This window comes from Desulfovibrio inopinatus DSM 10711 (genome assembly GCF_000429305.1).
Lineage (GTDB): Bacteria > Desulfobacterota > Desulfovibrionia > Desulfovibrionales > Desulfovibrionaceae > Alteridesulfovibrio > Alteridesulfovibrio inopinatus.
Genome location: NZ_AUBP01000005.1, coordinates 213,181 through 235,599 on the forward strand (window position 1 = coordinate 213,181; position 22,419 = coordinate 235,599).

Consider the following 22,419-nt stretch of genomic DNA (forward strand, 5'->3'; position numbering starts at 1 on the left):
GTTCTCTCAACGCTATTAAGGATGTATTCAAAATCAAATTACTATCGTCTCCCCCTACTCGTTTTTTTACTTGTCGCAGACGACCTGCCTTTTATTCTATCCAAAGATTTTTTGGCTTGATTGCGAACAATAGCACTTTCATCTTTCAATGCCTGATAAATGCTTTCAGCAGTTTGTGCGAGACCAATCCGACCCAGCGCAAAAACGGCTAAACTCCTGGTGTTGTCGTTGGGATGCGATAATAGTCCTTCCAGTACTGCTCGAGCAGGTTCCCCAATCGCTGCAAGACTCCATGCAGCTTTACTTGCCAAATCTGAGTTTGACGATTCCATAAAACGCGCCAAGGTTTCGAGAGCGTCTTGTCCCCCGACCTGGCCCAATGCGGTCAACACCTCACTTTGAACCGTCGGCCCCCCATCCTGTAGAAGAGTCAATAAACCAGGAATGGCTTTGATTGAACGAAACTCGCCTAGCGTACGGATACATCGCCGCAATGTCTCCGGATCTGTCTCGGATTCCAACAAATGCAATACATCATCAATAGCGGTATATTGTTGCGTATGCTTGATCGACCACAAAGCCATAGACCGTACGCGGCTTTCTTCGTCTTTGAGCGCATCGACAAGATAATCAATCGCATCGGGATGACGTAAACGCCCCAGTGCATTGGCAGCATTGGCACGGATCATATAATGTTCATCTTTGAGCATTGCTGCCAAAGGTTTCAAAAACTCATGTTGCCCCAAATCACTCAATGCAAAAATGGCTTGCTGGCGAACCTCCCAATAGGGGTCTTGCAGTGCGTTGAGAAACGCTTCCGAGGAATTGCTCAGCCGACGAAGAGCTTTAATCCCACTTAAACGAATGCGTTCGTTTTCCGATTTCAATAACTTTCTGACTGCCAACGCTGCTTTCTCATTGCCCATCCTCTTGAGGACATCAAGTGCAGCCTCTTGTCTCGTTCCCCACGGCCTGCACTGAAGAACATCAAGTATAGCGGGCAACGCAGTGTCTCCGATTCGACATAAGACAGAGCCTGCAAGATAGCGTTCTGTCATGTCAGGATGCCCCAGACGCATAAGACTATGTTCTATATCTTCGGCTGTTTCTGCATCAAGTCGCGAAACAAGGCGAACAGGTAATGATCGGTTCCCCCCTGTCAATCCGTTATGTCCGGTAAGTGGAGTATACTCTACATCCTTTTCCAAAGAGATGTGATTTTCTTCACGGGAAGGAAATTCCGAGTCGGGACACGGCAAGACTGAATACCGATGAATCAAACCCGTTTCGTCAGTATCAAGAACATACAGCGTCGCAAGAGGAATACGCTGTATAAAAAAAGAGGAAATAGGCAAGCCAAGTAAGGTATGAAAAATCGTTCTGATGACACCGGCATGAGTGACGATGACAACCGTTTCATTCTGTAATGCAGACTGGACAGACAGCGCATTGAATAACGGAAAAACTCGATTGGCGACATCATTGAAGCTTTCTCCTCCTGGGGGGCGAAATGTATCCGGCCGATCCCCACGAGCAGACCACGCTTCGAATTGTGTTTTTTTAATATGACGCATGGAAACCCCTTCCCAATCTCCCAAGGAGATTTCTCGGAAACGAGGTTCACTGTCTATTTGAACTGACAGTTGGGATGCGATGATTTGAGCCGTCTCCATAGTGCGATGAAGATCGCTCGCAATAATGTGCTGAGGACGAAAGGCCGCTGTGAAAAATTGAGCCCAATGTTGCGCCTGCTCACGCCCTCTCTCTGACAAGGGAAAGTCGGTTTGCCCAATGTATATTCCTTGCGCCGGTTTTTCGATTTCACCGTGCCGCAACAAGCAGATCATAGAGTTTCTCCAGTTCGGGCGAAGATGAAGGAGCGGCAAGTATGTCTTCGGGTGTACGGCCTGCCAACCGAGTCAGCTTTTCGTGGGAAACGCGCGTTGCGGTGTAACGCCGCTCAACCCCTTTCAACGCCTCGGGATTGTCGGCAAACAACTTACGTTTCTTCTCAAATCGTTCTTCCATGGCAACGGCTGATGTTCCCTGAACATACTTATCAGCAAGGCAGACCAGTTCGGCGCAGGTCATAGGCTCCTCGGCCCGTGCCGGAAAATCCATATGGAGGGCGATGGCATCTTGTATTCCGGAAAAACCAGCGTCGGCAGCCATCCGAGCGCCGACAACAGCATGATTCGGCCACCCTTTTCCAATGTCGTGAAGCAATGCGATCGCAGATGTCAGTTCAATATCGAAATCGATTCCTCGATCCTTCAGTACCTGAGCGAATGCAATGCTTACCTCAGCAACCTGGGTCGCGTGGAGAAACATGTCATCTCCTGCACCCAAGGCAACAAGAAGCCCAATGGCTTCTTCCATAGTAGGATACGGTCGAGACTCCACCTGTGCTTCAAGTTCCGCCAATCGCTCTGGCGTATCGGCGTCGTACAGAATAAAACGGTCGGCAAGTCGGATATTATGAACACATTTCGGATTCGAGGCCGTAAACTGACGGACATATCCAGCCAATCCCTGCTCACCAGTCCAATTGAGTATATCGCGACGATGCTCGATATCGAAAAGCGGAGGATGGCCTGTCTTTCCTAAAAAATTGGGAGTGATGAAATATCGTGAAGTTTTATGAACAATGCGCCATCGTCGAAGTAACGCTTTGACCGTGGCCGACCTCACTAATGGAATATCAACTGGTAAGAGGAAAAAACCGGATGTTGTATTCCCTAAGGCATCCAATGCCATTGTAATTGAAGAGAACATACCGGTGGCATAATCGGGGTTATAGACGATTTCCACGTCTCGATTTGCCAAATACTGCTCGAGCTTCTCCCGGTTATGCCCTGTCACGACAACAATACGACGGATACCGACATCGCGAAATAAATCAATAGACCAATCGACCAGCGGTTTGTCCCCGAGAGGAAGAAGCGGTTTAAACGCTCCCATGCGAGACGAAAAACCGGCAGCAAGAACGACGGCGGCCAGCGAGTACATAATTATCTCGTCCGGAGTTGTGCTCTATGCGCAATCATCTCAGCGACGATACTTACGCCGATCTCTTCCGGCGTCTGCGCCCCTATGGTGAGCCCTATGGGACAATGCACTCGATCAAAGCGGCTCCGATCGAATCCCTTCTCTTCCAATGCCCTATATGTGGCATCCCGCTTGGACCGGGAACCGATCATGCCAAGATATCCCGTTTGCGTTTCAAGCGCCTGTTCTAAAATTTCTGCGTCGTTACGGTGGCCGCGTGTCACGATAACAACATAACTACTCGCCCCCATGGGTTCATCAATCATTTCGGGCGTGGTAAAAATATCATCAAACGTTTTGGGGACAAGACAGCGTTCTGCATCGGGGAATCGTTCAAAATTGGAAAACTCCGGTCGATCATCAAGCACGACAACACGGAACCCAACGATGGCAGCCACTTTGGCCGTCCAGGCAGCAACATGCCCGCCACCAAAAAGATACAGAGTGTCGCGCGGAATGCCGGACTCGACAAGATAGCGTTGACCGTCTTTTTCTACGACATCCCAAACAGCCCCCTTCACTCCCTGCGCCAAAGTATCTGCCGTTTCCTTCTTCGGAATATCATACGCGGCAAGCGCTTCAATATTGGAACCGACTTCTTGAGCAACATAGAATGAACGCCCAATGTGCAAACCACCGTCCGTCTGATTCAAACTCACGACCATAATCCAGGGACGTTGTTTTTTCTGCGCCTCACGACAAGCCGAAAAAACCGGTTGCAGCTGATCGACATTCATCATCGGCTCAATAAGGACTTCGAGCCGACCTCCGCAAATCATGTCCACGCCTTCGTCTTTTTTCCCTGTCAAATCGAACGTCGCCAAAACAGGCGTGTTTTGCGAAATAACTTCCTGAGCCCGCTCAATAGCAAGGGCTTCAACTTTTCCGCCACCGATAGTTCCCTCAATCTCTCCGGATGAAAGAACAATCATGCGTGCTCCGGCGGTACGTGGTGTAGAACCGTCTTGATGAAGGATACTGGCCAGAGCAAACGGAGTTTTCGATTCAAGCAATTTGAGAATGGATTCAGTTAGAGGCATTGTCATTTTCCTTATAGTCGTAAGAAACAAAAAGACGGCGTTTGGCTGGCATGACCTTAAAGCAGGTCGATGCATCGACGTACTGAAGCTCCAGGCTCAGCTCCTTGCTCTCGAATCGACGAGCAAGTTCAGGAATCCCGCGTAAGCGTTCATAAATGTCGCGCTCAAAAATGTTGTCCCTGCGCTGAGAAGCCATGTCGAGACATAGCCGCGCACGATCTCGCTCAAGAAGTAAAGTCGGTACAAACGTCACAATATCGGGATGAGTCAACAATGCGGCGTCGATCGCTCCCAATTCGACGCCTCTGGTTGCGTCAGCATTCGCATCTCCGCGAGAACGGACCCGCTCCAGGCGTTGAACAGTACTCCCACACGAGCACGTTCCCGGTAATAGTCGCGCAAAATCACCTGTTCGATACCGAATGAGTGGCATGCCTTGCCGATTCAACGTCGTGACGACAATCTCGCCGACATCACCTATATCAAGCGCTCGAGCTGATACCGGATCGATAACTTCAAGATATAAATCCGCTTCACGAATGTGCAAACCATCATGCGCTGCACATTCCACGGCTCCCCCAAATCCAGTTTCGGTCATTCCGTAGTGGACATACACAGGGCAGGAAAACACGTTTTCAATTTCGTGCGTCAACCATAATGGCGCTGGTTCGCCAGAAACAAGAACACTCATAACAGGCGATTCGGAAATTTTCCCTGTAGCTATTGCCCAACGAGCAAGAGCGAGAAGTTGGCTGGGAAGGCCAACAAGGCAATTCGCTTTGTGTGCAAGAATAAATTCCCACACGTCTTGTGGATCCGTAAGAAATCCATAGCACGCGCAGTCGATTTCAATATGGGACAACGCCTTGTCAATGAGGTCACCAACCGTTGCCGGACGACTGCCTGGCATAAGCGTTACGAGTGACGTCCCGTTGCCGACTATGGGAGGTATGCCGATACGGAAAAAATCGATAATATGTTCCAAATCCGGATCAGTGAAATACAGTCGTTTTGGATCTCCTGTCGAACCCGAGGTATACAACGTAACGATACGTGAAATATCTCCCATCGACGTACAAACCATGTCCTGGCCGTATGCGCGCAATTCTTCATCGCTCAATAAAGGCTGGTCTGCCCATTGTGATAGTGCGGTCAGAGATTTCGGAGCGTTTGCGAGGTGCCGGCGATAAAACGGACTGCAATGACAGGCGTACTCCAAAACGGAGTTCAGCGCGTTCAACTGAAATCGTTCCAGAGCCTCCCGATGGAGCGTATTACCCGTCTGCTCGATCCGGCGGGCGATCCAGGCGTCGAGCGGTGTCATTTCCATTATCGGTCCTTGATTTGACGATAAAGCGGGTGTCCTTCGGCTGATGTCAGATTGTATGCGCAAAACGGAATGAGACGACCATCTGGAGCAACACAATGAATGCAGCACCCACGCAAGCGTTCCAGATCAAGAGACCACGCATCCTGAAACGCCATGGCTGAAAGGCTGAAGGTCCGTTGTCCGACATCGGCAAGAAAAGCGTCCATGTCGCCAAGTGGTTCGCCAGTTTTATCGAGCTTGGGTAACGTCCATTGTCCGGCTGTACAGCTAATGGACTTATGTGCCCCGTCCAGAGCGTCAACAGGTTGTATCTCGACTTGAGGCGAACAACAGGACTTGGTCTGCCCCATATGTTTTAGCGTTCCATCGGCTTCACGTAAGTATTTGGCATGAAAGGAACATAACGCATGTTCACAGGAAGGTGGCGAAAAATCATGTGTATGCACAAGACCATTGGTCTGTTCTTCCAGACCACGCATGATATCCGGTAATGTAATGCGCTTTTTGGAAAATTGTGCCGGAAATCGACCAAAGAGGCTGACAGGCTGAAAATGGACTCCACGGACCACCGTTCCAGTCTCTAATGCGAATTGTACGATTGCGCCAAGCTGATGCTCATTAATACCAGCTGCCACCGTCGGAACAAGGACGACGGCAAGACCAAGTTCGGCAGCCGCAGCAATCGCTTGCTTTTTCAGATCAAACAATTCACGCCCACGAAGCCCGGTATAGACAAGGTCGTCAACCCCATCGAACTGTAAAAAAACGCTCGACAAGCCGGCATCGACAAGCGCTTTTCCATACGCTGTATCCGTTGCCAGACGCAATCCATTCGTATTGAGCTGAACAAAAGCGAAACCTTTCGTTTTGGCGAGCGCAACAATCTCAGGTAAATCATCACGCGTTGTTGGCTCTCCCCCCGAAAGTTGAACATTACAGCCAGAAGATACAACAGCGAGCCTGTCCAAAAGTATCGATATGGCATCAAGCGTTGGGTCCGATGCTTTTGTTCCCGCACTTTGTGCAAAACATACCGGACATCCCAAGTTACAATTCTCGGTAACTTCAATCAACGCCGTACATGTTCGTTGTGTATGATCCTCGCACAGTCCACAATCAAAAGGACACCCTTCGTCTTTTGCCTGAGCCTGTACCGGTTTGGGTGCCGGTTTCTTGGGAAGACGCCATGAGGTAAACGCCGGAGTTCCACGCCACGCCAAGGTTTTCCACTGTCCGTGCTCACGACACGTTTTTATAAGAAAAACATCGTCGCCTTCCTGCACATACAGCGCATCAATGACAGAAAGACAATGCGGGCACAGACTTGTTGTTGTGGAAAGGACGTGCGGCAAAGATTCAGACATCCTGTTCTTCCTTGGGAAGTGAAGGATCAAATCCGTACTCTACGAGCATATCAATGATCTTCGCATACGTGTTACTGACGAGCAGGCTGCATCGGTTCATGTCCGGCTTACCACCGGTATCGCTCAAAATGGTACCACACGAGATACCACCATATTCTTTGCACGCCGATTCACGAAACCACTCGACAAGCTCAGCCACCATGACATCTTTTTGTGGATGCGGTTCTTCATCGGCTGAACCTTTTCCAGCAAACAATGTCAGTGCAGCCACTCCCCCCAAAAGGCATCCGCATGTTTCTCCACAGTGCCCCAATCCATGTCCAAGACCATCCATAGCCCGGATCAACTCGGGGTTTTCATGGTCCATACCTTCCAATATCAGTATCATGACAATCTGCGAACAGTTGAACCCCATACTGGAATATCGCAACAAGTCCATGGAAAGATCGTCACTCATTTTTCATTTCCCCCGCGTATCAAACACTTTCCGATTTTTCGGCAACAACAAGGCCATATCCCACTTTCGCATTGGTGTGTTGGCCACATTCAACCGGAAAAAATGTTGTTAGTGAAACTCCAGCAAAGATCAGGTGGGCAGCAAAATCGGCTAAGAGTCGCGAATGGTCTTCAGCAAGAAGCACACGAAATCCGACATGTTGCAATCCGTTGACGATGTGATCCAACGGCATAGCTCCGCGAATGCAACCTTTGGCTGAATCAAGCATTCGGTCACGTTCCGCTTTCAAGATAACGTCGCTCATGACCAAACGGCCCCCAGGTCGCAGAACACGAAGAATATCCGAAAGCGCACGATCACGCTGTTCAACCAACGAAAGAACACATTCAGCCAACACACCATCCAGTGTTTCATCACCAAAAGGGAGGTGCGAAGCTTGGGCTACAGCAACATACGGTTGTGCATGACTGGCGAGCCCCCCAGAAGGTTCTACTCCGAAGGCTTCAACATTCATCGTTTCTCGGAGATAGCGTAGACTGCTCCCTTTGCCGCATCCCAAATCCAGAACGATGTCATCCGCCGAAAAGCCGGCTTTTGTCGCGGCCAGTTCGGTTTGCTTCAGACCGCCTGGATGCATGACATCTTGGCAGGCGGCCTGAACATCGGCACACTCATACGGTGAGGCCATGATCATTTGTCTTCCAACAATCGCTCCACATCAAGCATCTTACCCATGGCCAATTCTTCAGGAATAATCACTTGTTTGCACTTCGGGCACACAGGTAATTCCACGTCAAAAACGCTTTCCAGATACTCAAGCTGAACCGGAGCTGGTACCATAGGTTCGTCACAAGTGACACATCGCCACCCGGCATATTTTTCAATTAATTCAGGGAATCGTTGCATACTATCTGTCCCGTTGCATCCTGAAAGGTTGCTTTTCTCTCCTGTCAGACATGGTATGCCCTATGCCTGACGGAAGAAATTACGCATCGTAGTTCTTTGTAACCAATCGCATTCTGTGGCTCCACGCTCTCAAAATAGCATATTTGTTATCTCCAAGCGGTTTATACTCAAGCCAGTATGTCACCGCAGCTGGAGAATGCGAAGCGATATGGACGCCGGTATCAGGGTTCATCACCTGCTTGTTGTTGGACTCGGCAAATTGAATAACCCGTTTGATATCACTCGCCAGAATGCGTCTGCTGTCAATAAGATCCTGAACTTCCTGAGACAGCTCCAGAGTCATAGCATCAAGAGCTTCAGTCATGGGCGATGCTCCCCAGATGGTTTCAAGACAGGTATTTTTTAAACGGGCGCGAGTTTCTTGACGGTCGGCCATGCCGGGCGTCGCCCGCATAAGAGGATAGGTGCTGGTGATTGATTCAGATGCTGCAGACTCGGGAAAGATATAATCCAATGCATAAAACACATTTTTCCCATTTCGAGACAGACTATCTCGACACATGGCACAGTAGGCTAAAAATGGAAGTTCCGATTGACCGACTCGGCGGTCCACGACCTTGGACGCCATAGCTGGGTGAGCAGAATCCATCAAACCACCGTACCCGCAACATTCAGTGTAGGCACCTGTCAATTCCGGTTCGGTGATATCGAGTTGAAGTCGTGCAAAGATCCGTCTGGCCGCTTCTTGAATGGCAGGTGCGTGACGCGTCGAACACGGGTCATGCAACATCAGTTCGCTGGGGTGCCCCGCCGGCAATGTCGAGGGCATTGATTCGGTCATGGTTTTATCAAGGATTTCCCACAGCGAAACCGTACGAGCATCGGGAAGAAGCTTGGCCAATTCTGTCAAACACGACGGACATGCGGCAATAATGGTCGGATTACCAAGCTCGCCCAGCGCCTTTTTCAGCAATTCCGCATGCTTTTCGGTGAGATCTGGACGTCCGGCCCAATATGCGGGAGTACCACAACAGGAGAGAAGCAATCCCACTCCCCCGGGAAGCACATCTTTTTGTGAACGAAGATGTTCATAGACACTCAGAACATGATCGGGCGATGATGCACTGAGCTGACAACCAGGCATAAAAACATAGGCACTCGCGTCAGTTCCAGGCTCATGTTTCGCAAGAAAAAAGGCATCCGAGGCATTGTATTCAAATTCTCGTAAAACATAGTCATGTGCGGAGGCCGGCATACGATCGGTTGCTGTCATTTCGCACCGAGACAAATAACAATACTCGGCCATGCTGAACCCGGAAGGACAAACTTCTTTGCACAGGTCACAAAAGCTACACGAATCGATCATGAGGTTGGCTTTGCGCTGTCCATACACAACCGACAAGTTATTATAAATTTCGCGAGCGTACTTTTTGGGATAGCCTTTGTAATGCTCAAGATATGCGCAAACCTTCACACACTCAAGACACTCACATTGCAGACAACGTTTGGCCTCTTGCGCAGCTTGTTCCGCTGTCAGACCAACGTTTTGGTCGAAAGGTACAGCCTCCAGCGGCTCTACATCTTCAATGGACGTAAATAAACGTGTGCTACACGGTCCCTCTTTTTCACGAGAAGCCGTCAACGACGCACCTTGCATAAGCCGTTCTACAGACAATCCCGCTTTACGGCCGTGAAAAGCCGCCGTAACAGGAGAATATGATGCAACGTCTTTAAAAAAGCCGCCGAGGAAAAATTTTGGAATTGATGTTGCCATTGATACGCTATCGAAAACCGGAGCACCGTTTTCATCAGCTTCAATACCAAATAAAGTCGCCGCATCGACAAGACTGGGCGTATCGCACCCAGCATACACGGCGCTGTATTCGGGAAGCAAGGTATCAAGCAACGCGCGGTCAAAAGAGCTAACGACTTCAATAACCACACCGCGTTTTTCGAGGCTGGCAAAGCCATTCTCAATAACGTCTTTGGGCAAAAATTTGTCGTCAAACTCTAGCAAAAAGCCCCCGCGCTCATTTTCGAGACAGTACATCGTCACGGGATAGGCTTTCGTCGAAATATCCCAAGCCATCGTCATGGAACTGAGTCCGGCACCAAGAACAGCAATGCGCTTGTCTTTTGGTGGACGCCGGAGAAATCGATCATTGGGCTCCGAGAGAGTAACACAAGCTCGTTCCACATCGCCAATGTTGACCGGATCACCGACTTCTTGCCGTTTACATTCTTTCCGACACGGTTGATCACAGATGCGTCCGAGGATATCGGGAAGCGGCATGGTTTTCGCGAGTACTTTACGCGCTGCGTCAAGCTGCCCGGCTTCCATATGAGCCATAAATGGTCGCACATCAATATGCAGCGGACAAGCGGCTTTGCAGTATGCCGGTTCATCCTGGATGCAGCGACCTTCAAATGTACGAAGTACCTGTTGTTCCATGATGTGATTTCCGTCGGCGGTACAAGCCGCCTCTGGCTTGGGGAGGGTTTTGGTGAAAAAGCCCGGTCCGGGCGTAGACCCGGACCGGGACAAAGAGCTTACAAAACGGCAGCCACTATTTTTTCAGAGCGGCAAGCACTTTTTCAGGACGTGCGGGCAGGTGCGTGATGCGGGCGCCGCAAGCCTGGTAGATAGCATTGCTGATGGAAGCATGGGGGCTGGTCAGCGGAAGTTCGCCAACACCGGCCGCACCGTGCGGACCATCTTTACGCGGGGAATCAGCGTAGATGATTTCCATTTCATCAGGAATCTGCTTGATGTAAGGAAGACCAGCGCCGGCCAGCGTGGAATGCTTCTTGATGTCTTCGTAGTCTTCGGTAAGAGCCAGCCCGATACCTTGAGCAAGGCCGCCCCAGATCTGACCATCAACAGTCAGCTTGTTAGCGAGTTCGCCGACGTCAGCAGCAAGAGTCATCTTTTCAACGGTGGTAACACCGGTGTTCACGTCAACAGCGACTTCAGCCATGAAGATGCCGTACATGTAGATGACGAAGGGTTTGCCCTGGCCGGTTTCGGGATCGCAGTGAGTACCTTCGGTGGCAGTCCAGTTACCTTCAACCTTGGTGGGTTTGCCGGCAGCGACTTGTTCGTCGTAGTTACGGAACGTGCCGTCGTCTTTCTTCAGGGCTTCCATCAGGTTTTCACAAGCAACGCGGATGGCGTTACCGACCATGACCTGCGAACGGGAACCACCAGCAGGACCAGCGACAGGCTGTTTGTCGGTGTTCGGCCAGGTGAACTTCAGAAGCTCAGGAGCAACGCCCATGGGCTTCAGAGTTTCGTGAGCCGTGCTGATTGCACCGATGTCAGCGCCCTGACCATGGTCTTCCCAAGCGGTACCGATGGTGATGGTGCCGTCAGCGTGCAGTTCAGCGTATGCGCCAGCGCCGTCAGGACCGTCAAGACCGCAGCCATACACACCAATGGAGAGGCCAACGCCTTTTTTGATCGTGTCGGTGGACTCGGCTTTGGCTTTCTTCACAGCGGCTTCGTATTTAGGACGAAGCTGATCCATCAACGGAGGCAGCGCAAAGGATTCAGGAATCTGACCGGTGGGGTTCGTGGAACCTTCACGGTAGATGTTTTTGTAGCGCAGATCGAACGGATCCATGCCGAGCTTTTCAGCCAGCATATCCATCAGAACTTCCGAGGAGAACTCGGACTGGGGCGAACCGTAACCGCGGAAAGCCGAACCCCAAGCATGGTTGGTGCAGACTGTGCGACCAACACCACGGATGTTGGGGATGTTGTAACCAGCACCGACGAACTGAACACCGCGCAGGGTCAGCAAGTCACCGAATTCGGAGTACGGACCGTGGTCACAAGACCAGTCAGCGTCCATGGCTTTAAGCGTGCCGTCTTTGTCAGCAGCCATTTTGACGTTGACGAACCAGGGCGAACGTTTACCGGTGTAGGTCTGCTGCTGGAAGTAGTTGTAGCGCAGGTGGCAGGGACGTCCAGTAGCCATGGTGGCGGCGCCGACCAGAGCTTCCATGGTGGGGCTGAACTTGTAACCGAACGTGCCACCCATGGGGTTGGCAACCAGAACGATCTGATCAGCTTCAAGACCCAGACCAGGAGCGATCATGAGCAGGTGCAGGTGAACACCGATGGATTTGGAATGAATGTAGAGCTTACCATCGTCGCCCATGTAGGCGAAACCGACGTCCGGTTCGATGGGCAGGTGAGGCTGACGGCCAACGTAGAAGTCGCCTTCCACGGTAACATCGGCGCCATCAAAGATCGGCTTGGTGTCTTCGCCTTTCTTGTTGTAGCATTCGTAGTAAACGTTCGGTGTGCCGGGGTGGATTTCAATGGCGTCTTCAGCCATGGCATCCAGGGCATTCATGTATTCGGGCAGTTCTTCCAGGTCCACTTTGACCTTGGCAGCAGCGGCACGAGCGTTGGCTTCGTTGTCGGCGCAAACGATGGCGATAGCATCACCAAATTGGAAGATCTTTTCGTCGCACAGGATAGGACGATCCCAGCCGTCACCTTTGTTGGTCGGGAAGGTGATCAGACCGGTGATGCGGTTTTTGCCTTTGATGTCTTTGTGGGTGATGACTTTAACAACACCAGGCATCTTTTCGGCTTCGGAGGTGTCGATGCCTTTAATGTTGGCGTGAGACACTTCAGCCTGAACCAAGGCGCAATGCAAGGTGTCTTCGGGCATTTTGAGACCGAGGTCTGCACCGTAGTCCAAGGTACCCGTAACTTTGGCAATCGCCGTGGGACGGGGATAGTTGCTTCCCCAGATGCTGCCGTTGGCGGGCATCTTGAAGTCGAAATCTTCCATGGACATTTCGCCACGGAGAACTTTGGCGGCGTCCATAACGGCGTCAACCAAGGGCTTGTAACCGGTGCAACGACAGGCGTTTTTGTGCTTCTGGAACCAATCGCGAACTTCTTCACGGGTAGGAGAAGGATTGGAATCAAGCAGTCCTTTGGCGGACACGATGAAACCGGGCGAGCAGAAGCCGCACTGAGCAGCACCGTGAGCCATCCATGCTTTCTGAATGGGGTGCATGTCGGCAGGTGTGCCGATGCCTTCAATAGTAGTGATGCTTGCACCGTCAGCAACACGTTTCATTTTAACGATACAGGAACGGACAACTTTGCCGTCGAGGATAACACTACAGGCACCGCACTGTCCCTGATCACAACCAACTTTAACGCCAGTCAGGCCAAGCTGATTGCGCAGCACTTTGGACAGCATGTCTTCGGCATTGACGAACAGGTTACGTTCGACGCCATTGACGGTAATAACTTTTTGAATCATTGTACAAGAACTCCTTTGGGTTGACACAAGGGGTGGCGAAACGGCCGGCTCATGCTCTCAAAAACGCGCGAACGTTGATTGCATAAGTTAGGGTTGTGCCGTTTCGTCAATTTACAACCACGCCTGCCATGACCAACGCCCGATACAAAATCGGATTTGGCCGGGGGGGGAGAAATTATTGCCTGACGATCTGTCTATTTGCCGAATCCGCATATCGGATAGCGACAGGTCTCGCAGCCGGCACACAGTCCACCGTGTCCGAGCCCGATAATATCGCGACGAGTAACGGTTTCACCTGCGACAAGCCGCGGTGCGACAAGATCGAAAATGCTTGCTTTGGAGTACATGACACAGCCGGGAAGCCCCATCACGGGGATATCTCCCAAATACGCCAACATGAACATGGCTCCAGGGAATGTCGGCGCACCGTAGGTGACAACATCTGCACCAAGAGCACGAATGGCACTTGGAGTCTGATCATCAGGATCAACGGACATGCCGCCAGTCAAGGCGATCATGTCTGCTCCTTCTTCCAGGAGGCTTCTGACAGCATCAATGGCCATGCTTGTATCGTCGGGCACAAAAGCCTGGCGAAGGATTGAGCATCCCATTTTTTCAAATTTCTTTTTGAGAATAGGTCCGAAAGCGTCTTTAATGCGTCCGTGATAAACTTCACTCCCGGTCGTGACAACACCGACCTGCAAAGGACGAAAAGGTTTAATCGTAACAATTGGACCATAATTTGCACAAATATTTTCAACACGTTCGACTTTTTCGTTCACAACGGCTAAAGGAACAACACGAGTTCCAGCAACTTGACGACCAACCGTCACAGCTTGGTTGCCATGAATAGTTGCGAAAACAATTTCTTCTTCGCTGTTGATTTCAAACAGCGCGTCAGTGTTGATTTTCAACAGGCCATCGATTTCGGCATGCAGGTTGATCCGGCCTTCACATACAGAGGATAAAGACAAATGCTCACCCTTCGCCGCTTTCGCCATGCGCTTGGCCGCATCGTCTTCATGAACAAAGCCATCGTTCAGATCGAAGACATATATATGTTCTTTTCCAAGACTCAGCAGCTTGGGAACATCCGTGTTCGAAATAATATGTCCACGTTTAAACGCTCTCCCCTTGAACTTGCCAGGAACAATCTGGGTGATGTCGTGACACAGGACTGTCCCTACAGCCTGCTCCACCGGAATCGCTTTCATACCGAATCTCCACTTGGTGCGCTTTTCGCGCCCCTTCGACCTGTCGTCGGTTGCCGTATATCAAGATACGAGGAGCTTGCCTCGGTTTCCTTTTTTCGTTAGCTCGAAAAGGTATGTCACGTTTGGCATAAAACCCGTGCTTTGAGTATCGGGTCAAGACAAGAACAACACTTTTTTTGACAATATTCGATGTAATATAACAAAAATGTTGGAGGGAAGTGTGGAACAATTTGATTCTGGTGGGACTGCCCCGTCTCCTGAGCGCTCCCATAAAAACCGATATGTTGCTCGAGCAAAGATATCGGAAGAATCATTTCGACGGATTGTCAGTTTGTTTGCGCTTGATATTGAAGCGGGAAAAATAGCCGAATCAACAGGATTTTCACGAAACACCATCAACACCTATCTGCGCCGTATTCGCGTTCGAATTGCGAGATACTGTTTGGAGCAGGCCCCAATCTTCAAAAAACTATCGCACGGAAGTGCGTTTTTCATCATCGGCCGAACACTCGGCGGTGGACGATACTATAAAAAAGGGCCGGGCTTATTATATGGAATCCTCCGAGCAGATCGAACCCTGTTTGTCGAAATCATGCCTGATTGCGAACGATCGACACTGACGGCAGTGCTCTCTGGCTCAATGTACGCTCAGGGACAGATCAATCTTGGCTATTGGAAATCGTTCGAAACACCGCTCACTCCAGGAGGTTTGGAGGATCTTTTTTTACGTCCTTCAACAAGTAATGTCCTTCAACGAATAGTATCGCCCGAAGCGACGTTGGCCGCTTTTCTTGATTTTTGTCGTGTCCGTCTTGAAAAATTCCGTGGCCTTCGAAGTGAAACCATTCGACTGCATATGAAAGAATGTGAATTTCGCTTCAATAATAATGGCAAGAATATTTATACACTCACCATGCAAATCTTAGAGAAAGATCCGTTGAATTAATGCCTGTCGAGTTCCCCCACTCCCCCTCTTTTCCACTTTTAACAATATATAGCTTAAGTACATTCTCGCCTTATCTCCTCATGAGAGTCCCCATATTGATATGAGCATGAAGCATAACCTTCAAAGCACGCTGTCAGCCTCATCCGACACATCGCTCCATTTTTTCCGATATCAGCACGAATGATGTGAAAGCACTTGTCGGAGTTTTTCCGAGGCAACCTCTCGGACTTTGTCGATCTCTTGCTCTTGGCGTGTATTTCTCTTCTTCGCCCTCTTCTATCCTACTCTGTGAAAATATTGTTACAGTTATGCTCTCTCGCAAGAAAGACTATACGCAATCGCATGGAACGATTGGTCACAATGGAAAGCGATACGAAATTTTCCACGGCAATATATCGTTTTGAAATTATAGCAAATAATTTTGTATCCTCCCAGATACCTTTCTTTGAAGAGCAAATATTTGGAAGCCTCTCTTCCTGTTTATAATCAGTTCGTAACGGAAACATAACCACCTCGGCATTTACTTCACAATGGAAGACGATACGCCGGACCATACATCTTTACACAACTTCAATGAGGTGGAAAATGAAAGTTTTGAAAAATGTTGTTGGATTTATCTTTACATTTGCACTCCTTGTCCCTTCCGTGGCCTTGGCAGATGTCAACCTGGTTGGATCCGGTGCGAGCTTTCCAGCTCCTTTATACACGACTTGGTTCAAAACCTTCAGCCGTGAAAATTCCGGTGTTCAGGTGAGTTACCAGTCCAAAGGAAGCGGCGCCGGCATTCGCGATTTCCAAAATCATGTTGTCGATTTTGGTGCCAGCGATGCGGCTATGTCTGCCGAAGAGATCTCCAAAGTTGCCGAAGGAGTTCAACTTCTTCCCATGACCGCCGGTGAAATTGTGCTTTCGTACAATCTGAAAGGCGTGAAGGAACTGAAGCTGCCTCGGGAAGCCTATTCTAAAATTTATCTTGGTGAAATCACCAAGTGGAACGACCCCATCATTGCCAAAGCCAATCCTGGCGTAAAGCTTCCTGATGAAAACATCACCGTTGTCGCTCGTGCCGACAGCTCCGGAACGACCTTTAACTTCACCCAGCATTTGGCCGCTATCAATAAAGAATTCAAAGACAAAGTTGGTTCCGGCAAAACCGTTGACTGGCCGCTTGGTGATCATCTCGTTAAATCGCCCAAAAACGACGGCGTTGCAGCCACCATCATGCAAACTCCCGGTGCAATTGGATACATTGAATTCGGCTATGCCAAAATGACGAAACTCCCCATGGCTTCCCTGGAAAACAAGGCGGGGAAATTCGTTGCTCCTGGTCTTGCCGGCGGACAAGCTGCGCTGGCCAACGTGACCTTACCCGAAAACATGATTGTATTTGTGACCGATCCGGAAGGCGCTGATTCCTACCCCATGGTGACCTACACCTGGATGCTTTTCTACAAGACCTACCAAGATAAAGAAAAACTGGAATGGATCCACAAGCTCATTGATTACTGCTTGTTCAAAGGTCAGGCTATTTCTGACAAAGCCGGATATATCCCTCTCCCTGAAACAGTTGTGAAAAAAGTATCGGAAGCGGCAAAAACCATTCAATAAATTCATTCTTTTAAAATGAATATAAGGCAGATCTGATGGATTCCCAAAAAGAACTGCCCATGAAGTGGGGCGAGAGTTATGCTACGCCCCCTTCATTTAGGGACAGGCTATTCGACAAGGCGTTTCGTGGTATGGCGTACATTTTTACGACGCTGACAATTGTGTTGCTTGCCTACATTCTGTTTGAAATCGGCGGGAAAGCCATTCCTGCGATGCAGAAATATGGTTTGAACTTACTCGTTTCTACACAATGGGATGTAAATCAAAATATCTTTGGCATTTTACCGGAAATTTGGGGAACGCTCTACAGCGCTCTGTTCGCTTTGGTTGTCGGCGGTGTTTTCGGTGTAGCTATTGCGATTTTTCTGACACAGGACTTTTTGCCACATAAGATCGAAATTGTTCTTAAAAACATTATTGAGATGCTGGCAGCTATTCCAAGTGTTGTTTATGGGCTGTGGGGAATTTTCGTGCTTATTCCTATCATCCGGCCATTTGCTAATTTTCTTCATGCGTACTTTGGGTGGGTTCCCTTCTTTGGAACCGAACTCAGTGGCCCAGGCCTTTTTCCCGGAGCGCTGGTGCTTTCCATCATGATTTTGCCTACGGTCGCTGCCGTTTCCCAAGATGCATTTCGTGCCATACCGTACAAGACCAAAGAAGCGGTATATGGAATGGGAGCGACTCGCTGGGAAGCCATTTTGCGCGTCATGCTGCCAACAGCATCCGGTGGAATTTTTGGAGCTTTGGTACTTGGGTTTGGTCGGGCACTCGGAGAAACCATGGCTTTGGCCATGCTTGTCGGGAATTCCAACCAGATATCGCTTTCATTATTTTCCCCTGCCAACACTCTTGCCGCTTTGCTTGCATTGAACTTTCCCGAGGCAGGAACAACAGAGGTCGAAGTGCTCATGTTCGCCGCCATTGTCTTGTTGGTCATTACGTTGGTGGTGAACGTGGTTGGACAATTGATCATTAATTACAGCCAACCCGGAGGAGCCAAACGATGACCTCGCACACCCTCCCGACTGACACCATTGTGAAGAAGCCAAATTTTGAGACTCAACGTTTTGAAGGTCGTGCTCTTCAATCGTACATTTTGAGTACGATTACTATCGTCATGGCTGTATCTGCATGTCTTCCTTTGTTCTCTGTTATCATTATGCTGCTCTATCGCGGCGGAAAACGCTTTTCCATGGAAGTTCTCTACGCGTTACCTCCAACAGCGTTTGAGACCGGGGGCGGCTTTGGAAATGCGATTATTGGAACGCTGTTTATGGTAGGCCTTGCAGCAGCGATTAGCGTTCCATTCGGAATTTTAGCCGCAATATTTCTTGCTGAACTTGGCCCCTACAAAAAAATATCCCAAATTTGCCGGTTTTGCGCCAAAACACTGACCGGATTGCCATCTATTCTAGCCGGTGTTTTTTCCTATGCTGCCGTTGTTTTGGTCATGGGGCATTATTCGGCCTGGGCAGGTGGTATCGCCCTTTCCCTCCTTATGATTCCCATTGTCATGCTGACAGCTGAGGAAGCCCTCAAAATGGTTCCGAAAAGCATGAAAGAAGCTGCGTATGGCATGGGATGCACTCCTGCGCAAGCTATGATGAAAGTCCTCTTGCCCGTGGCCATGCCCGGCATTCTCACCGGAGTATTTCTGGCCGTCGCTCGGGCCGCCGGTGAGACCGCCCCACTCTTGTTCACAGCGTTATTCAGCGAATATTGGCTCCAGGTCAATGATCCCACGGCCTCGCTCGCTGTTTTGATTTACAATTACTCTGGCAGCCCATTTGAAAACCAAATTGAATTGGCGTGGTGCGCATCCCTTGTACTTGTTGTCCTGGTTTTTATCCTCAACATTGCCAGCCGGGCTCTTGGACAACGTAAAAAATAAGGAACGAAAAAAAATCGTTCAACGGAGTTGTAAAGGTCATGGATAACATCAGCAATGCGGCTGGATCAGCGGTCTACGCCGTGAGCCAAGCGAACGATATCATCTTGGACTGCAAGGCGGATAAAATTTATTATGGAGAATTTTTAGCTGTTCGAGACAGCCATGTTCCAATTTGTCGAAAACAAATCACAGGCTTTATCGGTCCTTCCGGATGCGGGAAAAGTACCGTGCTACGAAGCATCAACCGAATGAACGACCTCATCCGTGGATTCCGTTTTGAGGGCAGTGTTCATTATCACGGTGTTAATATGTACGGCGCCAAGGTTGATCCCGTGATTGTTCGTCGACACATCGGAATGGTCTTTCAGCAACCGAACCCGTTTGCATTGAGCATCTTCGAAAATGTTGCCTTTGGTCTCAGACTCAACAGATACAAAGGGAATATGATGGAGAAAGTCGAAAGTGCCCTTCGCGGGGCAGCCTTGTGGGATGAAGTCAAAGACAACTTAAAACATAGTGGGCTTTCTCTTTCCGGTGGTCAACAGCAACGCCTCTGTATTGCCAGAGCCATTGCAACCGATCCCAGCGTATTGCTCATGGATGAACCATGCTCCGCGTTGGACCCCATAGCGACTCGTCAGGTCGAAGAACTCATGGTTCGTCTGAAAGAAAAATATACCCTTGTTATTGTTACGCACAATATGCAGCAAGCCCTTCGCGTTGCGGATCAAACAGCATTCTTCTCGGTTGATATCAGCCAGGGTGGGCGAACCGGGCATTTGATCGAACTTGGTGTAACAAAACAATTGTTTGAAAATCCGAAGGAGCAATTGACTCGAGATTATCTCAAAGGAGAATTCAGTTAAGGCGCAAATTTCTTAAAATATATGCAACGAGATTACCGTTCTCCTTTTGCGGAAACATTATTCTTCCAATATAATCTTTTAGCAAACGGGGCGATCATTATTATTCATAACGGATGACGCCCCTTAATATTATCCATCAACAAACATAGCACATTAGATTAATCAACAATGAAACTTCGATAATACAATTAAGCTGTCACAACACATATTTATCATGATAATATGATATTTTATATAAACGACTACAAATGAGTAAAACATACCAACTCAATCTTGCAGCAATTGAAGAATCACTGCGGCAAACACAAAAAGGATTCTCACACATCAATGATTCTCTTGCAATGCGACGAGAGCCAATAGCTGACATTATTATTGACAATATGTTGCTTGGCTATTCATATGTGAATGATTTGTTAAAAAATAAAATCAACATCGTATCGGAAAGCAATAAAGGCCAACTTCTTGAATTGAATCAAATCGTTCTTTGCGGCTGTGATGATCGTGTTCGCTATGAATTTTCAGAGCATATGCGACAAACGGCTATCCGCTTTTACAATCAAGAAGACTGCAATATTGATCATATTGTGAAATGGAACAAGAAGAATAAGTCCAAATCTCCTTGGAGGCGTGCAGCCAGTACCTATGTGTATATGATAAGTCGCCCCCAGCTCTTTTTTGAAGGGAACCATAGAACTGGCGCCTTGATGATGAGCAATGTCCTGGCATTGGAGGGATATCCACCATTTGTTCTGTCTATTAACAATGCCAAGGCCTATTTTGACCCCTCAACCCTTGCCAAGCTCACCCATAAATCGCTTTTCACGACGCTGTATAAATTGCCCAAAATAACGAAGCACTTTGCTCAATTCCTTGAAGACCAGGCTGAAAGTCGATATCTAAACAAAGTCAAGACGTGAGACTGCCCGATGTCACATCCATCCCGTCTATCAACGTTATTCCGTGCTCTCACGGGTTGTCCGCCAATATGCTTCCCTGAAGTATCGAAGGGGTCTTCATCCACGCTTCTTTTGATTTGATTTTGTTCGTTTCGAGTGCGCAAGACAGGATAAGACAAGAATGAAGGAGAAATGTATATTTCTCACAGAGCTCTTCTCGTATATTGATAAATCCCTCCCATGACGCAGGAGAACAGATCAGATGAATGAGCTGGATTTCTAAACGAAGGAGAAATGAATGCTCTACAGAACTATGCCGAAAAACGGGGATAAACTCTCCATTTTAGGATTCGGATGTATGCGCTTGCCTATGGCAAATGGAGACATTGACGAGGAACGTGCTATCACCCAAATTCGCTACGCGATTGACCATGGGGTAAACTATGTCGATACGGCGTGGCCCTACCACAATGGAGCAAGTGAGCCGTTGCTTGGCAAGGCATTGCAAGATGGCTACCGAGAGCGTGTCAAACTTGCCACCAAATTACCCTCCTGGCTCATCAAGAGTCGTGAAGATATGGATACGTTCCTCAATGCGCAATTGGAACGACTGCAAACCGACCACATCGACTACTATCTTGTCCATGCCCTTGATGGAAGACTATGGGACAATGTCACATCGCACGGTATTCAAGATTTTCTCGATCAGGCCCAACGCGATGGTCGCATTATAAATCCTGGATTTTCTTTCCACGGCGTTCTTGATGACTTCAAACGCATTATTGATGCCTACCCTTGGACATTTTGCCAAATCCAATACAATTTTATGGATCAGCAGTTCCAAGCTGGGACCGAAGGACTCAAATACGCCGCGGCAAAAGATATCGGTATCATCATTATGGAGCCGCTCCGTGGGGGGACTCTCGCCCTCCCCAGCCCTCCTCCGGCTGTGGCTGCATTATGGAAAGAGGCGGCAACACAACGCAGTCCGGCAGAATGGGCGCTTCGGTGGGTCTGGAACCATCCGGAAGTCAGCGTGGTTTTGTCAGGTATGAATGAAGAAGACCATATCGAGCAAAACCTCAACATAGCAAAAGAAGCTCATGCGAATTCTCTCAGCCAAGAAGAACTCGACTTGGTTGATCGTGTCAGAGACATGTATAATAAGGTCATGAAGGTAGGATGTACGGGATGTGGGTATTGCCTCCCTTGCCCCATGGGGGTGAAAATTCCAACCTGCTTTGATTGTTATAACAGACTGCATATGTTTGGAAAGACGGAGGAAGCCCGACTCTTTTATATTGTTTTTACCAGTGGTGTCGCACGCGGTGAAGAGCCTGGCATGGCATCGCAATGTATTGCTTGTGGCGAATGCCTGGAGAAATGTCCCCAACATATCGCTATCCCAGATATCCTTGAAAAGGCTGCGGCAGAACTAGAAGGTCCGGAGTTTGCCGAGCAGCTCGAAGCGGTCAAAAAAAGAATGGGTGTTGCATAGTCATACAACGTCAAGAGTGGCGTTCCGACCTCGACGCCGCTCTTTATGCCCCATTTTTTCT

18 protein-coding genes are annotated in these 22,419 nt (G+C 49.1%); 7 read left to right on the top strand and 11 right to left on the bottom strand.

Annotated features, from left to right (window positions below; translation table 11 throughout):
* Nucleotides 1-41: 41 nt before the first annotated feature.
* The 11 genes from G451_RS32360 to G451_RS0105570 all read right to left on the bottom strand — a co-directional run bounded on the left by G451_RS32360 (nucleotide 42) and on the right by G451_RS0105570 (nucleotide 14,650).
* A complete protein-coding gene (locus tag G451_RS32360; protein ID WP_051261193.1) occupies nucleotides 42-1,847 on the bottom strand; it encodes a HEAT repeat domain-containing protein in 1,806 nt (601 codons plus the stop codon).
* Complete coding sequence (locus tag G451_RS0105525; RefSeq protein WP_027183465.1) at nucleotides 1,822-3,009, bottom strand: DVU_1551 family NTP transferase; 1,188 nt, start codon at nucleotides 3,007-3,009, stop codon at nucleotides 1,822-1,824. The genes G451_RS32360 and G451_RS0105525 overlap by 26 nt, the downstream gene beginning before the upstream one ends.
* A 2-nt stretch (nucleotides 3,010-3,011) precedes the next feature.
* Complete coding sequence (locus tag G451_RS0105530; protein WP_034640871.1) at nucleotides 3,012-4,088, bottom strand: XdhC family aldehyde oxidoreductase maturation factor; 1,077 nt, start codon at nucleotides 4,086-4,088, stop codon at nucleotides 3,012-3,014.
* The gene (locus tag G451_RS27850) at nucleotides 4,075-5,418 is read right to left on the bottom strand and encodes a DVU_1553 family AMP-dependent CoA ligase (protein WP_051261194.1); all 1,344 of its coding nucleotides are present in this window, start codon (nucleotides 5,416-5,418) and stop codon (nucleotides 4,075-4,077) included. The genes G451_RS0105530 and G451_RS27850 overlap by 14 nt, the downstream gene beginning before the upstream one ends.
* Nucleotides 5,418-6,782: a radical SAM (seleno)protein TrsS gene (trsS, locus tag G451_RS0105540; RefSeq protein WP_034640874.1), complete on the bottom strand. Its 1,365-nt coding sequence runs from the start codon at nucleotides 6,780-6,782 to the stop codon at nucleotides 5,418-5,420. The genes G451_RS27850 and trsS overlap by 1 nt, the downstream gene beginning before the upstream one ends.
* Nucleotides 6,775-7,239: a DVU_1555 family C-GCAxxG-C-C protein gene (locus G451_RS0105545; RefSeq protein WP_027183468.1), complete on the bottom strand. Its 465-nt coding sequence runs from the start codon at nucleotides 7,237-7,239 to the stop codon at nucleotides 6,775-6,777. The genes trsS and G451_RS0105545 overlap by 8 nt, the downstream gene beginning before the upstream one ends.
* 19 nt (nucleotides 7,240-7,258) lie before the next feature.
* A complete protein-coding gene (trsM, locus tag G451_RS27855) occupies nucleotides 7,259-7,927 on the bottom strand; it encodes a DVU_1556 family methyltransferase (RefSeq protein WP_169727826.1) in 669 nt (222 codons plus the stop codon).
* 2 nt (nucleotides 7,928-7,929) lie between these two features.
* Entirely contained in the window at nucleotides 7,930-8,145 is a 216-nt protein-coding gene (locus G451_RS0105555) for a DVU_1557 family redox protein (protein ID WP_027183469.1), read from the bottom strand.
* 79 nt (nucleotides 8,146-8,224) lie between these two features.
* Nucleotides 8,225-10,597, bottom strand: coding sequence for a pyridine nucleotide-disulfide oxidoreductase/dicluster-binding protein (locus G451_RS0105560; protein ID WP_027183470.1), 2,373 nt, complete (start codon nucleotides 10,595-10,597; stop codon nucleotides 8,225-8,227).
* 115 nt (nucleotides 10,598-10,712) lie between these two features.
* Nucleotides 10,713-13,436, bottom strand: a complete 2,724-nt coding sequence (locus G451_RS0105565) for a molybdopterin-dependent aldehyde oxidoreductase (RefSeq protein ID WP_027183471.1) — start codon at nucleotides 13,434-13,436, stop codon at nucleotides 10,713-10,715.
* A 194-nt stretch (nucleotides 13,437-13,630) separates the two neighbouring features.
* Entirely contained in the window at nucleotides 13,631-14,650 is a 1,020-nt protein-coding gene (locus G451_RS0105570) for a molybdopterin-binding protein (RefSeq protein ID WP_027183472.1), read from the bottom strand.
* Nucleotides 14,651-14,870: 220 nt separating this feature from the next.
* Between G451_RS0105570 and G451_RS0105575 the strand changes: the two genes are divergently transcribed.
* The 7 genes from G451_RS0105575 (at nucleotide 14,871) to G451_RS0105610 (ending at nucleotide 22,358) form a co-directional block, all read left to right on the top strand.
* On the top strand, nucleotides 14,871-15,596 hold the full coding sequence (locus tag G451_RS0105575; protein ID WP_027183473.1) for a hypothetical protein: 726 nt from the start codon (nucleotides 14,871-14,873) through the stop codon (nucleotides 15,594-15,596).
* Nucleotides 15,597-16,181: 585 nt separating this feature from the next.
* Nucleotides 16,182-17,204: a phosphate ABC transporter substrate-binding protein PstS gene (gene pstS, locus G451_RS0105585; protein WP_051261196.1), complete on the top strand. Its 1,023-nt coding sequence runs from the start codon at nucleotides 16,182-16,184 to the stop codon at nucleotides 17,202-17,204.
* Nucleotides 17,205-17,239: 35 nt separating this feature from the next.
* Complete coding sequence (gene pstC, locus G451_RS0105590; RefSeq protein ID WP_027183476.1) at nucleotides 17,240-18,214, top strand: phosphate ABC transporter permease subunit PstC; 975 nt, start codon at nucleotides 17,240-17,242, stop codon at nucleotides 18,212-18,214.
* Nucleotides 18,211-19,098: a phosphate ABC transporter permease PstA gene (pstA, locus tag G451_RS0105595; protein WP_027183477.1), complete on the top strand. Its 888-nt coding sequence runs from the start codon at nucleotides 18,211-18,213 to the stop codon at nucleotides 19,096-19,098. The genes pstC and pstA overlap by 4 nt, the downstream gene beginning before the upstream one ends.
* Nucleotides 19,099-19,136: 38 nt before the next feature.
* Nucleotides 19,137-19,964 carry a phosphate ABC transporter ATP-binding protein PstB gene (pstB, locus tag G451_RS0105600; protein WP_034640877.1) on the top strand — a complete coding sequence of 276 codons (828 nt, stop codon included), beginning with the start codon at nucleotides 19,137-19,139 and terminating at the stop codon, nucleotides 19,962-19,964.
* 248 nt (nucleotides 19,965-20,212) lie between these two features.
* A complete protein-coding gene (locus G451_RS0105605; protein ID WP_027183479.1) occupies nucleotides 20,213-20,881 on the top strand; it encodes a hypothetical protein in 669 nt (222 codons plus the stop codon).
* Nucleotides 20,882-21,158: 277 nt separating this feature from the next.
* Nucleotides 21,159-22,358, top strand: coding sequence for an aldo/keto reductase (locus G451_RS0105610; protein ID WP_027183480.1), 1,200 nt, complete (start codon nucleotides 21,159-21,161; stop codon nucleotides 22,356-22,358).
* Nucleotides 22,359-22,419: the final 61 nt, after the last annotated feature.